The sequence below is a fragment of the Nocardia sp. NPDC004722 genome (genome assembly GCF_053601505.1).
Genome location: NZ_JBSGBY010000236.1, coordinates 1 through 11,807 on the forward strand (window position 1 = coordinate 1; position 11,807 = coordinate 11,807).

At 67.2% G+C, this 11,807-nt stretch carries 13 protein-coding genes; 5 read left to right on the forward strand and 8 right to left on the reverse strand.

Translation table 11 applies throughout. The features are described from left to right. Both ACWELQ_RS22700 and ACWELQ_RS22705 read left to right on the forward strand, forming a co-directional pair. Window positions 1-1,237: FAD-binding oxidoreductase (locus ACWELQ_RS22700; protein ID WP_452399052.1), on the forward strand; the 1,237-nt coding region annotated here is incomplete at its 5' end. Window positions 1,238-1,472: 235 nt separating this feature from the next. After that, window positions 1,473-2,606, forward strand: coding sequence for an MFS transporter (locus tag ACWELQ_RS22705; RefSeq protein WP_452399064.1), 1,134 nt, complete (start codon window positions 1,473-1,475; stop codon window positions 2,604-2,606). A gap of 48 nt (window positions 2,607-2,654) precedes the next feature. On the opposite strand, the gene ACWELQ_RS22710 is transcribed toward ACWELQ_RS22705, so the two are convergent. From ACWELQ_RS22710 to ACWELQ_RS22740, 7 genes are all read right to left on the reverse strand, one after another. Then, the gene (locus ACWELQ_RS22710; RefSeq protein WP_452399053.1) at window positions 2,655-3,917 is read right to left on the reverse strand and encodes an acyl-CoA dehydrogenase family protein; all 1,263 of its coding nucleotides are present in this window, start codon (window positions 3,915-3,917) and stop codon (window positions 2,655-2,657) included. Between the two features lie 18 nt (window positions 3,918-3,935). Next, window positions 3,936-4,814, reverse strand: a complete 879-nt coding sequence (locus tag ACWELQ_RS22715; RefSeq protein ID WP_452399054.1) for an SDR family oxidoreductase — start codon at window positions 4,812-4,814, stop codon at window positions 3,936-3,938. 10 nt (window positions 4,815-4,824) lie between these two features. Then, complete coding sequence (locus tag ACWELQ_RS22720; RefSeq protein WP_452399055.1) at window positions 4,825-5,691, reverse strand: MaoC/PaaZ C-terminal domain-containing protein; 867 nt, start codon at window positions 5,689-5,691, stop codon at window positions 4,825-4,827. A gap of 1 nt (window position 5,692) precedes the next feature. Next, on the reverse strand, window positions 5,693-6,130 hold the full coding sequence (locus tag ACWELQ_RS22725; RefSeq protein WP_452399056.1) for a type II toxin-antitoxin system Rv0910 family toxin: 438 nt from the start codon (window positions 6,128-6,130) through the stop codon (window positions 5,693-5,695). A 23-nt stretch (window positions 6,131-6,153) separates the two neighbouring features. Beyond that, complete coding sequence (locus ACWELQ_RS22730; protein ID WP_452399057.1) at window positions 6,154-7,359, reverse strand: lipid-transfer protein; 1,206 nt, start codon at window positions 7,357-7,359, stop codon at window positions 6,154-6,156. Between the two features lie 180 nt (window positions 7,360-7,539). Continuing rightward, window positions 7,540-8,184: a TetR/AcrR family transcriptional regulator gene (locus ACWELQ_RS22735; protein WP_452399058.1), complete on the reverse strand. Its 645-nt coding sequence runs from the start codon at window positions 8,182-8,184 to the stop codon at window positions 7,540-7,542. Window positions 8,185-8,269: 85 nt separating this feature from the next. Beyond that, complete coding sequence (locus ACWELQ_RS22740) at window positions 8,270-8,491, reverse strand: hypothetical protein (RefSeq protein WP_452399059.1); 222 nt, start codon at window positions 8,489-8,491, stop codon at window positions 8,270-8,272. Window positions 8,492-8,789: 298 nt separating this feature from the next. On the opposite strand from ACWELQ_RS22740, the gene ACWELQ_RS22745 reads away from it, so the two are divergent. After that, window positions 8,790-9,122: a YciI family protein gene (locus ACWELQ_RS22745; protein ID WP_452399060.1), complete on the forward strand. Its 333-nt coding sequence runs from the start codon at window positions 8,790-8,792 to the stop codon at window positions 9,120-9,122. Window positions 9,123-9,164: 42 nt separating this feature from the next. Here the strand turns inward: ACWELQ_RS22745 and ACWELQ_RS22750 are convergent, their stop codons facing one another. Next, complete coding sequence (locus ACWELQ_RS22750) at window positions 9,165-9,983, reverse strand: SAM-dependent methyltransferase (RefSeq protein WP_452399061.1); 819 nt, start codon at window positions 9,981-9,983, stop codon at window positions 9,165-9,167. A gap of 190 nt (window positions 9,984-10,173) precedes the next feature. Between ACWELQ_RS22750 and ACWELQ_RS22755 the strand changes: the two genes are divergently transcribed. Beyond that, a complete protein-coding gene (locus tag ACWELQ_RS22755) occupies window positions 10,174-10,986 on the forward strand; it encodes a PTS sugar transporter subunit IIA (RefSeq protein WP_452399062.1) in 813 nt (270 codons plus the stop codon). 13 nt (window positions 10,987-10,999) lie between these two features. Further along, the coding region (locus ACWELQ_RS22760) for a PTS transporter subunit IIC (RefSeq protein ID WP_452399063.1) at window positions 11,000-11,807 on the forward strand (808 nt) is incomplete at its 3' end.

Below are 11,807 nucleotides of genomic sequence, written 5' to 3' on the forward strand. Positions count from 1 at the left end.
GGTGGTGCGGTACGCGGCGGGAGCCGGGCTGGCGGTGACCACGCGGGCGACCGGGCATTCGCCGTCGGCGGCGGCGGACGGGACCATTCTGGTGACCACCGGGGCGCTCGACGGCATCGAGATCGACGCGGCGACGCGGGTGGCGCGGGTGGAGGCCGGGGTGCAGTGGGGACCGCTCCTGGCCGAAGGCGCACGTCACAGGCTCGTCGGTGCGGTCGGCAGTTCGCCGGTGGTGGGCGTGGCCGGGTACACGCTGGGCGGCGGACTGGGCTGGTTCGCGCGCAGTCGCGGGCTGGCGGCCAACCGGGTGCGCGCACTGGAAGTCGTTGCCGCGGACGGGAACCGGGCTCGGGTCACGGCCGAGTCCGATCCGGATCTCTACTGGGCGCTGCGCGGTGGCGGTGGTGATTTCGCACTGGTGACCGCGCTCGAATTCGAGCTGTTCGAATCGGCCGGGCTCTACGGCGGCCGCCTCATCTGGCCCGCCGCGCAGACCGAGGCGGTCGTCGCGGCCTATCGCCAGGCCACCGCGGAAGCGGCCGAAGGACTGAGCATCTGGCTCACCCTCATGCAGTTCCCGCCGTTCCCGCAGATCCCCGAACTTCTGCGCGGCAAGTCCATGGTGATCGTGGATGCGCTTGCGCAGGGCGGGGTTACGGCTCCGCTGCGCTGGTTCGACGAGATCCCCGGCACGGTCATGGACACCCGCCGTCCGCTCGGCCCGACCCAGATCGGCGATATCTGCATGGAGCCCGTCGACCCGAGCCCGTCGCGGGTGCGCGGTGAACTCCTCACCGAATTCACCACGGACGTCAGTGATGCGCTGCTCGCCGCCGCCGCGCCGAACGGTTCGGTGTACCCGCTCGCCCTGGTCCAGGTCCGCCACCTCGGCGGCGCACTGACCCGTCCGCCTGCCGACGCCGGCGTCGCGGGGGCCATCGAGGAGCCCTTCCTGCTCTCGATGCTCGCCCCCGCGCCCTCGCTGGATCACGTCGCGGCGGTGCTGGAGCGTCGCGAGCAGATAGCCACCGAGCTGTCGATCTACTCCTCGGGTCGGAAACCCTTCACCTACTTGGACTCCGGTGAAACTCCTGCCTCGGTGTTCGACCCCGACACCCTGACCCGCCTACAGGCGATCAAGAACCGTGTCGATCCCGTAGGCGTGTTCCGCAGTAACTTCCCGGTCGCCCCGCCCCTGGATGATCTCGACCGCGCCATCCTGGACGCCCCTGCCTGACCCGCCGGGTTCGGGGTGTGGGGGAGTGGTTCAGCCGACGATCCGGGCCGGTCGGTGAGTGAAATCACCGGACTGGACGGTATCGGGACCGTTCGCCGGTGTGTTGCGCTTGGTTGTGCCCGAATCTGTCTCCGCCACCACCGCCACGTCGACCGCCGACGCGCTGAGCCGTCCCGGCGCGGCGGCCACCGAAGAGTCGGCGTTCGCCCCTCGGGATAGCTGGCACATCCCCGCCATGCTGGCCTTGGCGCTGGGTGGATTCGGCATCGGCACCACCGAATTCGTCACCATGGGTTTGCTGCCGAATATCGCCACCTCCATGAAGGTGTCCGAACCGACTGCCGGGCACATCGTTTCGGCCTACGCGCTCGGCGTGGTGATCGGCGCTCCGGTGATCGCCGCGCTGTGCGCCCGGGTGCCGCGCAAACGCCTGCTGATGATTCTCATGGCGGCCTTCGCCCTGGGTAATGCGGCGAGCGTGGTCGCGCCCAACTTCGCGACGCTGACCGTGGCGCGCTTCGTCTCGGGTCTGCCGCACGGCGCGTATTTCGGCGTCGCCTCGCTGGCGGCGGCCTCGCTCGCGCCGGTGGGGCAACGAGCCAAAGCGGTTGCTGCCGTTATGCTGGGCCTGAGCGCCGCCAATGTCGTCGGCGTTCCCGCCGCCACCTGGCTGGGCCAGCATCTGGGCTGGCGGGACGCCTTCGTGATGGTCGCGGTGATCGGCGTCGCCACCGTTCTCGCCATCTCCCGCTTCGTGCCGGAACTGCACGGCATCCGCATGACCGACCCCCGCACCGAACTGACGGCCCTGCGCCGCCCCCAAGTGCTGTTGACCCTGCTGGTCGGCGCGGTCGGCTTCGGCGGCATGTTCGCCGTCTACACCTACATCACCACCACCCTGACCGATGTCGCGGGCATGCCGATCGGTCTGGTCCCGGTGGTGCTCATGCTCTTCGGCTTGGGCATGGTCGCGGGCAACATCGTCGGCGGCGTGCTCGCCGACCGCGGCGTGGACCGCGCCATCTTCGCGTCCATGCTGTCGATGGTGGTCATCCTCGCCGGATACGTTGCCGCAGCCCACAACCCGTACACCGCGGCCATCGGGGCGTTCCTCATCGGCGCATCGGGCGCCTCCCTCGCTCCCGCCCTGCAAACCCGGCTCATGGACGTAGCCCACGACGCCCAAACCCTCGCCGCCGCCCTCAACCACGCCGCATTGAACATCGCCAACGCCTCCGGCGCCTGGCTCGGCGGCCTGGTCATCGCCGCCGGCCTCGGCTACACCGCCCCCGCCGTCGTAGGCGCGGGCCTCGCAGTCCTCGGCGTAGCCCTGTTCACCCTCACAGTCGTCGCCGCCCGCCGCGGATAGCTTGTGTTGGGGCCGCCACCGGCGACTGGTGGCGGCCCCGCTGCTCGCCTAGTGGGCGAGCAGGCCCTTGGCTACGTGGGTGATCTGGATTTCGTTGCTGCCCGCGTAGATCATGAGGGACTTGGCGTCCCGGGCGAGCTGTTCCACGTGGTACTCCGACATGTAGCCGTTGCCGCCGAAGAGTTGGACGGCGTCCATGGCCACCTCGGTGGCGATTTCGGAGCAGTACAGCTTCATGGCGGACGCCTCGGCCAGGGTGGGTGGTTTACCCGCGCTGGAGCGTTCGAGGGCGTTGAAGACCATGTTCTGCACGTTGATTCGGGCTACCTCCATCTTGGCCAGTTTCAGCTGGACGAGTTGGAAGCGGCCGATCTCCTGACCCCAGAGCTTGCGGGTCTTGGCGTAATCCACGCACAGCCGGTGGCATTCGTTGACGATGCCCAGCGCCATGAAGGCGACGCCGATGCGTTCGGCGGTGAAACTCGAACGGGCGCTTTCACGTCCGTCGCCGCTCTCGTGCGCCTCGGTCTCGCCGAGGAGCCGGTCGCGGCCCAATCGCACGTTGTCGAAGAACAATTCGCCGGTGGGTGAGGCGTGCAGGCCCATCTTCTTGAACGGCTTGCCCTGGGTGAAGCCCTCCATACCCTTGTCGAGCACGAAGGTCAGCACCTTGCGGTCCCGCTTGTCGACGCCATCGCCCTCGTCGAGTTTCGCGTAGACGACGATGGTGTCGGCGTAGGGGCCGTTGGTGATGAAGGTCTTCTGCCCGTTGAGGATGTAGTCGTCACCGTCGCGGCGGACGTAGGTCTTCATCCCGCCGAACGCGTCCGAGCCCGAGTCCGGTTCCGTGATCGCCCACGCCGCAACCTTTTTCATGGTCACGATGTCGGGCAGCCAGCGTTCCTTCTGCGCCAGCGTGCCGCGCGAGAGGATGGTGGTGGCCCCGAGGCCGATGCTCACGCCCATCGCGGTGACCAGGCCCATGCACACCCCGGACAGTTCGCTGACCAGCACCGCCATCAGCGATTCCTGCCCGGAGAAGGGTCCGCCGTCGCCGGACTTCGCCTTCTTCTCCGGCAGCGGCTCCCCGGCCGCGATGGCCTCCTCCCGCTTACGTTGCCTGGCAAGCAGTTTGCCGATCGACTCCGCCCCGAGCGCGTCGATGCCGAACTCGGAGAACAGTTTCCGAATGATGGGATAGGGCAGCATATCGCCGTTGTCGAGGGCGTCCAGGTGCGGGCGCAGCTCCTTGTCGATGAAGCCGCGGACCGCGCCCCGGATCAGCTCATCGGTCTCGGACCATTCGAACATCGTTGTCCGCCTTCCTGTTTACGGCAGTCGCCCGGCGATATCGTCGATCAACCACGGACCTTCGGTCTCGATGGTCTTCACGTCGTGCCACCCCGCCAGTTCGGAGATCGCGCCGCCCTGCACCGCGAACACCTTGCCGGTGATCGGGCACTTCTCGGTGGCAAGATACGCCACCAGCGGCGAGATATTGGCCGGACTGAAGGCATCGAACTCGCCGTCTTCCAAGCCCGCCTGCTGGGCCGCCATCATCTCGCCCATGCCGGGCGTGGCCAGGGTGAGGCGGGTGCGGGCGATCGGCGCGATGGCGTTGACCCGCACGCCGTAACGGGCCAGCTCATCGGCCGCCACCAGGGTGAGCGCCGCGATGGCCGCCTTGGCCGCACCGTAATTGCCCTGCCCGGCATTGGGAACGGTGGTGCCCGACGCCGACGCGGTGTTCACGACCGCGGCGACCGGCTGATTCCCGGCCTTGGACTGCTCCTTCCAGTACCCGGCCGCGTGCCGCATCACCGCGGCGTGCCCCTTGAGGTGCACCGCCACGACCGCGTCCCACTGGTTCTCGTCCATGCCCGCGATGAACGCGTCGCGCAGGATGCCCGCGTTGTTCACCACCACATCCAGCCGCCCGAACTCCGAAACAGCCTGATCCACCAGGTTTTTCGCGCCCTGCCAGTCGGCCACGCTGTCGGTGTTGGCGATCGCGCGCCCCCCTGCGGCGACGATCTCGTTCACCACCTCGTGTGCCGGACCGGTGTCGGTGCCCTCACCGGCATTGCTGCCGCCGAGGTCGTTGACCACGACCGCCGCGCCCTCGCGGGCGAACAGCAGGGCATGCTCGCGCCCGATGCCCCGACCGGCCCCGGTGATGATGGCGACCCGTCCTTCGAGTGCACCCATGAATGTCTCCTCAGTTGTCGGAAATTTCGGCGAGACCGTCGCTGAGCACGGTGTCGTCGCCACGTACGGTCCGGAAGGCGTAGGTGGTGACCCCGTTCGCGCTGCCGGTCTTCCAGATCTGGGTCGTCAGGTCGTCGTTCGGGAACACCAGCTTCGAGAAGCGCACCGCATACCGTTGCAGCCGAGCCACATCCGCTCCGGCGACCGCGTTCAGCACGCCCCACGACGACATCGCCATGGTGCACAGGCCGTGCGCGATGATGCCGGGCAGTCCGGCGTCCTTGGCCACCTGCTCGTCCAGGTGCAGCGGCACCGGATCACCGGAGGCCGGGGAGTAGCGGTAGGTCTGGTCGGCGTCGACGTGCGCGGTGGCCGTCGCCAGCGGCGGCTGCTCGAGCAGTGCCGGGTCGAACCGGTGCGCGGGGGCGTGGTCGCCGACCTGCTCGCCCGCGTCGACATTGCGGAAGAACGCGGTCAGGTACTGCTCGTTGACCAGTTCCCCATCCTCGGAACGACTTTCGATGAGGATGGTGATGGTCGAGCCGTTGTCCTTGCCCTCGTACCCGATGGCCTTGGCGCGCGAGAGCAGCTTGTCGCCGGGCCGGATGGGCCGGTGGAAGTGGAAGTCCTGCTCCCCGTGCACGACCCGCCCGAAGATGTTCATCGGGGCCACGTCGATGACCGGCACCATCATGGCGTCGAACACCGGCACGATGGCGAAGATCGGCGGGGCGACATCGCCTTTCACGTGCGCGGGGATGGGATCGTTGGTGGCCGCGGCGTATTCGGCGATCCGCTCGCGGGTGACCTCGAACGGTTCCTCGTCCGACCAGTTGCCCAACCCGGACTTGTCGAATTCGACAGAGGTCGAGGTCATCTCAGGCCGCCGTGGCGAGGGCGTCGAGCGCGGCGAGAGTTTTGTCCAGCTGCGTGAGGCCATCCTTCTCCACCGCCTTGCCCAGCGCGCCCTTGATCAGCGCACCCTCGAAATCGCCGGACACCGAGAACTTGCTGCCATTGCCCTCGGGGGTGATGTCGAAGGAGAACTGCACCTTCACACCCGCCATGCCGGTTCCGCTGAGTACCAGGCGATTCGGGGCCTCGACGCTCTCGACCACCCACTCGATCTTGTTGGCCATGCCGAGCATCAAGATCTTGGCGGTCAGCTTCGCGCCGGGAGCGAGCACGGTCGGCGGCTCCTCCATCCAGCGCTCGTGGATGGAGAACCACTTGTCCCAGGTCTGCGGGTCGGAGACCACGGCCCACAGGCCGTCGGGGGTGGCGTTGAGATCCTTGGACGCTTCGATGTGTCCCATGATGTTTCGCTCCTCGTTGAGTTTCAGCGGTCGGCGCGCTGGTAGGCGGTGACGACGGCCGCGCCGCCGAGACCGATGTTGTGTTGCAGGGCGGCGGTGACGCCCTCGACCTGTCGCTTGTCGGCGGTGCCGCGCAGCTGCCAGGTGAGTTCGCTGCACTGCGCCAAACCCGTTGCGCCCAAAGGATGTCCCTTGGAGATGAGCCCGCCGGACGGGTTCACGACCCACTTGCCGCCGTAGGTGGTGGCACCGGAGTCGATGAGGTGCCCCGCCTCGCCCTCCTTGGCCAGTCCGAGCGCCTCGTACAGCAGCAGCTCGTTGGCGGAGAAGCAGTCGTGCAGCTCGATGACCTGGAAGTCCTCGGGGCCGAGTCCGGCTTGCGCGTAGACCTTCTCGGCGGCTTGGACGTTCATGTCGTAGCCGATGAGGTTCTTGGCCGACCCGTCGAAGGTGGACCCGAAGTCGGTGGTCATCGACTGCCCGACGATCTCGACAGCCTGCCGTGACAGGTCGTGGCGATCCACGAACGCCTCGCTGGCCAGGATCGCCGCGCCCGAGCCGTCGGAGGTGGGCGAGCACTGCAGCTTGGTCAACGGGTCGTAGATCATGCGCGAGCCCAGGATGTCGTCGAGTGAATACTCATCCTGGAACTGCGAATACGGGTTGTTGACCGAGTGCTTGTGGTTCTTGTACCCGATCTTGGCGAAGTGCTCGGCGGTGGTGCCGTACTTCTTCATGTGCTCACGACCGGCCGCGCCGAACATCCACGGGGCCACCGGGAACAGCACCTCGGAGATCTCCGCCAGCGCCATGATGTGCCGCGCCATGGGCTGTTCGCGGTCGTCCCAGGTGGAGCCGAGCGAGCCGGGCTGCATCTTCTCGAAGCCCAGGGCCAGGGTGCAGTCCGCCAGGCCGCCCCGAATCGCCTGCGCCGCAAGGTAGAGCGCGGTCGACCCGGTCGAACAGTTGTTGTTGACGTTGACGACCGGGATGCCGGTCATGCCCAGCTCATAGACGGCGCGCTGCCCGGAGGTGGATTCCCCGTAGACGTAGCCCACGTAGGCCTGCTCGACCTCCCGGTAGTCGATTCCGGCATCGGCGAGGGCCTTGGTCCCCGACTCACGGGCCATGTCCGGGTAGTCCCAGGCACTGCCGTCCTCGTTCTTGCGCCGCCCCGGCTTCTCGAACTTCGTCATGCCGACGCCGACGACGTAGACCTTGTTCGTCATCGAACTCCTCACGTAGTGGTGCGGTTACAAACATACAAAGCTGTATGTAAGTAGACAAGAGGGTGCGGCGAATTCCGGCAGGAATGACAAGATCAAGAGGTCGGATCGGGGCGGCTGCACATACAGCCGCGTCGGTATCGCCCGGCGATGCGGCGAAGCGGGTCCGGGGTTACGGCCGGATCAGTCGGCGATGCGAATGCCCGGCATGCCCGCGTCGGCGGCCAGGCGCAGCTGCGCGGAAGCCCGCAGCCAGCGCCGGTGCGCCCGCTCGGGATCGGGAGAGATGAAGTTGCTCACCAGGATTCCGCGCAGCGTATCCATGGCGGTGTAGGCGAAATCGCGAACGCTCTTGCGGTAGAGCTCGTTCGGCACCAGCTGGGCGACCGCGAGCAGCACCGCATTGTTGACGAAGGGCTCGACCTTCTCCACCTCGGCGGCCAGCATCCGATCGGTCCGGCTGGCCACCCACAGCTCCACGGCCGCGATGAACAGCGGGCCCTGATGCAGCTCCCACATGAATTCCAGTGCGCTGCCGAGCGGATCGCCGCCCGCGCGCATCCGGGCGATCTCCTTCATGGCGGCCTCGGTGCGGCGCTGCGCCAAATGGCTGACGGCGGCCACCACCAGGTCGGTCTTGGAGCCGAAGTGATGCACCTGCGCGCCCCGGGTGACGCCCGCGCGCTCGGCGACCCGCGGCGTCGTGGTTCCGGCGTACCCGTATTCGACGAGGCATTCGATGGTGGCGTCCAGCAGTCGCGTGCGCGTCTCGGTGCTGCGCTGCTCCTGGGTGCGGCGCGGCTGTTTCGAGACGGCGGAGCTGGTCATGCCAGGATCTTACACTTACGTACAACTGTGTATGTTCGCGCCCGGATTGCGGGCCGGCTCGCGATCCGGCCCGCGGCGACGACTGCTAGGTCTCCGAGTTGTACATGCAGGCGTCGCAGGTCCAGCCGGAGTCGGTCATAGTGCAGTCGGTGAGCCGGATGTTCGGGTTGCCGATGGTCTCACGACAGGTGGTCGCGCAACCGTTGAGGTCATTGCCGCAGCTCACCGGATCAGCGGAGGCGATGGAGGGCACAGCCAAGCCGAGCAGCAATCCTCCAGCGAGCACAGCGAATCGAACAGCACGCATGACGAAACTTCCTTTCACGAAACAGGTGGCGTCCGGTCGTGAGCGCTCGTATCGGCCGTTGACTCGACGAGATTAACCCCGGTCACTGTGAATTCCGCTCAATGAACGCTGTGAGTCTCAAATCCCAAACATGAAATTTCCAGACACTCGAAAACTCTTGGCTATCACCAGCAAAACCCCAGGCTACTGGGAGTCCCCGACGCCATCCTCTGCGTAATCAACTTCGATCCGCCCGATTACTTCGGGGCGCTGGGGGCGTCGGTACTCGTAGGCAGGTCGACGGAAACGGAGGGTCACGATGGCGAAGTTCGTCACGATCGGGTACGGGGATCGAGCTGGGTACGACGCCACCGATGCGGCGGTGCGGGATGCGGCGCACGCGCACGACGAACGGCTGCGGGCGGGTGGCGTCGAGATGGGGATCGCGGGGTCGCCGGTGCAGGTGCGCAATCGCGACGCCGCCGGTACGACCGTCGTGGATGGGCCGTTCCTGTCGGCGGCGTTGCCGGTCGCCGGGTTCGCGATCATCGAGGCCGCGACGCTCGAGGAAGCCGTTCGACTCGTGGCGCAGACCCCTTGCGCGGTCGCGCGCGGGGTTGTCGAGGTCTGGCCGTTGCGTGAAACACCCTAGTGCGAGCCCGATTTCACTCCCGGCTGCGGCGGGTGCGGTTTGTCAGGGCTTGCGGGACAGCGCCGCGGAGATGAGTTGTTCCCAGACGCTCAGGTCGTGGTGGTCGCTGCCGATGCGGGGGACGCCGTCGGCGGTGGGTTCGGGGCGCCAGAGGGCGCAGGGGACGAGCCCGGGTTCGAGGATTTCGAGGTCGCCGAAGAGGGCGAGGATCTCCTCGTCGGTGCGCCAGCGGCCGCGGCCGAAGGTGGATTGCAGCTTCTGCTCGGCGACGCGGGTTTCCTCGTTGAAGCCGGAGCGGAAGTGGGAGATGTAGAGCATGCTGCCGGACGGGATCTGGTCGGCCCAGAAGCGGACCACCTGTTCGGGCTTCTCGTCATTGTTGAGGTGGTGCAGGATGGCGCTGAAGATGACGGCCACCGGCTGGTCGAAGTCGATGAGGCGGGCCACCTCCGGGTGATTGCGGATGGCGTCGGAGTCGCGCAGATCGGCCTGGATGACGGTGGTGTGCTCGTCGGTCTCGAGCAGGGCGCGGCCGTGGGCCAGCACGATCGGATCGTTGTCGACGTAGACCACGTGCGGGGCGGCCTGATGCCGCTGCGCCACCTGGTGCACATTGTCGGCGGTGGGCAGGCCGCTGCCGATGTCGATGAACTGTGTGATGCCGCTGCGGGAGATCTCGCCGACGGCGCGGACCAGGCAATTGCGGTTGGCGTAGGCGATATCCACCGAACCGGGCAGGTCCTTGATGAAGAAGTCCCCGATCTCCCGGTCGACGGCGTAGTTGTCCTTGCCGCCCAGGAGATAGTCGTACACGCGGGCGATGCTGGGCTTGGACTGGTCGACCTGTGTTTGATCCGTCATCTTCCACACCCTTTTCGAGGGGACTCCGTTGTGGCAGTAATCCTATGTAAGAGAACGATTTCCGGCGCGCTGTTCCCGGTAACGCCCGGTGTGCCGGTGGCCGCAAGTGATTCGGAGCGGACCGGGCATCTGGATGGCCGTCCGGTGTGCCGAATATTTGCCAATGACCGATTCGTGCGAGGATCCAGGCATGACCTCGCTGGTGGACTTGCTCCCGGCCGAAGCGATCGATCTGCACGGTCACGCCGAAGACTGGCGGGCGGCGATTCGCGTCGCCGGTGATTTGCTGGTCGCCACCGGCGTGACCACGCCCGAGTACACCTCGGAAATGATCGGCAATGTCGAGGAGAACGGGCCCTACATCGTCATCGCGCCCGGCTTCGCCTTCGCGCACGCCCGGCCGTCACCGGCGGTGCATCGCACCGGGATGTCGTGGGTGCGACTGGATAAGCCGGTCGAGTTCGACAGCCCCAACGACCCGGTCGATCTGGTGGTGGCGCTGGCCGCCGCCGACTCCGAGGTGCACACCGACGCCATGGCGGCACTCGCCAAGGTGCTCCTCGAACCGGGCGCGGAGGAGGTGCTGCGGGCCGTGCAGACGCCGCGCCAGCTGCGAGCCCTGCTGCTCGACGAATCGGCCATCGGAGCGCACCCCGTCGAAAAGCAAGCCGCGGCAAAGGTTTCCGCCCCACCTTCCACCGGCCGCGCACGTTCCGGCCCGCTCAAGATCCTCACCGTCTGCGGCAACGGCGTCGGTACCAGCCTGTTCCTCAAGAGCACCCTGGAATCCGTGCTCGACCGCTGGCACTGGTCCCCGTACATCACCGTCGAGGCCACCGACACCATTTCCGCCAAGGGCAAGGCGGGCGAGGCCGTCGCCGTCCTCACCTCCGGCGAGATCGCCAAAACCCTTGGGGATCTCGGCATTCCGGTGCGGGTGATCGAAAACTTCACCAGCGCGGGCGAAGTCGATCGGGCAATGCGCGAACTCTTCGACGTCTAGGAAGGCGGGCAGCATGAATGTCGTACTGGCCATCGCCCAGTTCGTCGTCAACGAAATCCTCAGCCAGCCCGCCTATCTGATCGGCATCATCACCGCCGTCGGCCTGATCGCGCTGGGCAAGTCGGCGGGGCAGGTGGCGGGCAGCGCCATCAAGGCGACGCTGGGCTTCCTGCTCATCGGCGCGGGCGCGGGCCTGGTGGTGGAGTCGCTGAAACCGCTGGGCGTGATGATTCAAGGCGCGCTCGGCGCGCACGGCGTCATCCCCACCAACGAGGCCATCGTGGCCATCGCACAGAACGAATACGGCGCGCAGGTGACCTGGCTGATGATCCTCGGCTTCGCGATCAGCCTGGTGCTGGCCCGGTTCACGCCGCTGCGCTACGTCTTCCTCACCGGCCACCACATGCTGTTCATGGCCACCCTGCTGACCATGGTGCTGGCGGTGGCAGGGCTGTCCACACCGGTCGTGGTGATCGCGGGCGGCATTCTGCTGGGCATCGTCATGGTGTCGTTCCCGGCGCTGGCGCAGGCGTACACGCGGCGGGTCACCGGCGGCGACGAGGTGGCCATCGGACACTTCGGCACCGCGGGCTACATCGCGGCCGGCGCGACCGGGCAGCTGGTCGGCAAGCGCAGCCGCAGCACCGAGGAGATGGATCTGCCGGAAGGGCTGCGCTTCCTACGGGATTCGATGGTGGCGACCGCGCTGTCGATGGTGCTGCTGTATCTGGTGCTCGGGGCGGCCTACCTGGTGCGCGCCGGACAGGACACGGCGTTCAAAGCCTTCGACCGGCGTACCAGGGGATCAGCCGGGGGTCCTG

Excerpts from the sequence above, each read along its gene's own strand:
- ACWELQ_RS22715 (WP_452399054.1), bottom strand. The coding sequence starts at position 4,814 with ATGGGTGCACTCGAAGGACGGGTCGCCATCATCACCGGGGCCGGTCGG.
- ACWELQ_RS22720 (WP_452399055.1), bottom strand. The coding sequence starts at position 5,691 with ATGACCTCGACCTCTGTCGAATTCGACAAGTCCGGGTTGGGCAACTGG.
- ACWELQ_RS22705 (WP_452399064.1), top strand. The coding sequence starts at position 1,473 with ATGCTGGCCTTGGCGCTGGGTGGATTCGGCATCGGCACCACCGAATTC.
- ACWELQ_RS22750 (WP_452399061.1), bottom strand. The coding sequence starts at position 9,983 with ATGACGGATCAAACACAGGTCGACCAGTCCAAGCCCAGCATCGCCCGC.
- ACWELQ_RS22725 (WP_452399056.1), bottom strand. The coding sequence starts at position 6,130 with ATGGGACACATCGAAGCGTCCAAGGATCTCAACGCCACCCCCGACGGC.
- ACWELQ_RS22755 (WP_452399062.1), top strand. The coding sequence starts at position 10,174 with ATGACCTCGCTGGTGGACTTGCTCCCGGCCGAAGCGATCGATCTGCAC.
- ACWELQ_RS22740 (WP_452399059.1), bottom strand. The coding sequence starts at position 8,491 with ATGCGTGCTGTTCGATTCGCTGTGCTCGCTGGAGGATTGCTGCTCGGC.
- ACWELQ_RS22730 (WP_452399057.1), bottom strand. The coding sequence starts at position 7,359 with ATGACGAACAAGGTCTACGTCGTCGGCGTCGGCATGACGAAGTTCGAG.
- ACWELQ_RS22745 (WP_452399060.1), top strand. The coding sequence starts at position 8,790 with ATGGCGAAGTTCGTCACGATCGGGTACGGGGATCGAGCTGGGTACGAC.
- ACWELQ_RS22735 (WP_452399058.1), bottom strand. The coding sequence starts at position 8,184 with ATGACCAGCTCCGCCGTCTCGAAACAGCCGCGCCGCACCCAGGAGCAG.
- ACWELQ_RS22710 (WP_452399053.1), bottom strand. The coding sequence starts at position 3,917 with ATGTTCGAATGGTCCGAGACCGATGAGCTGATCCGGGGCGCGGTCCGC.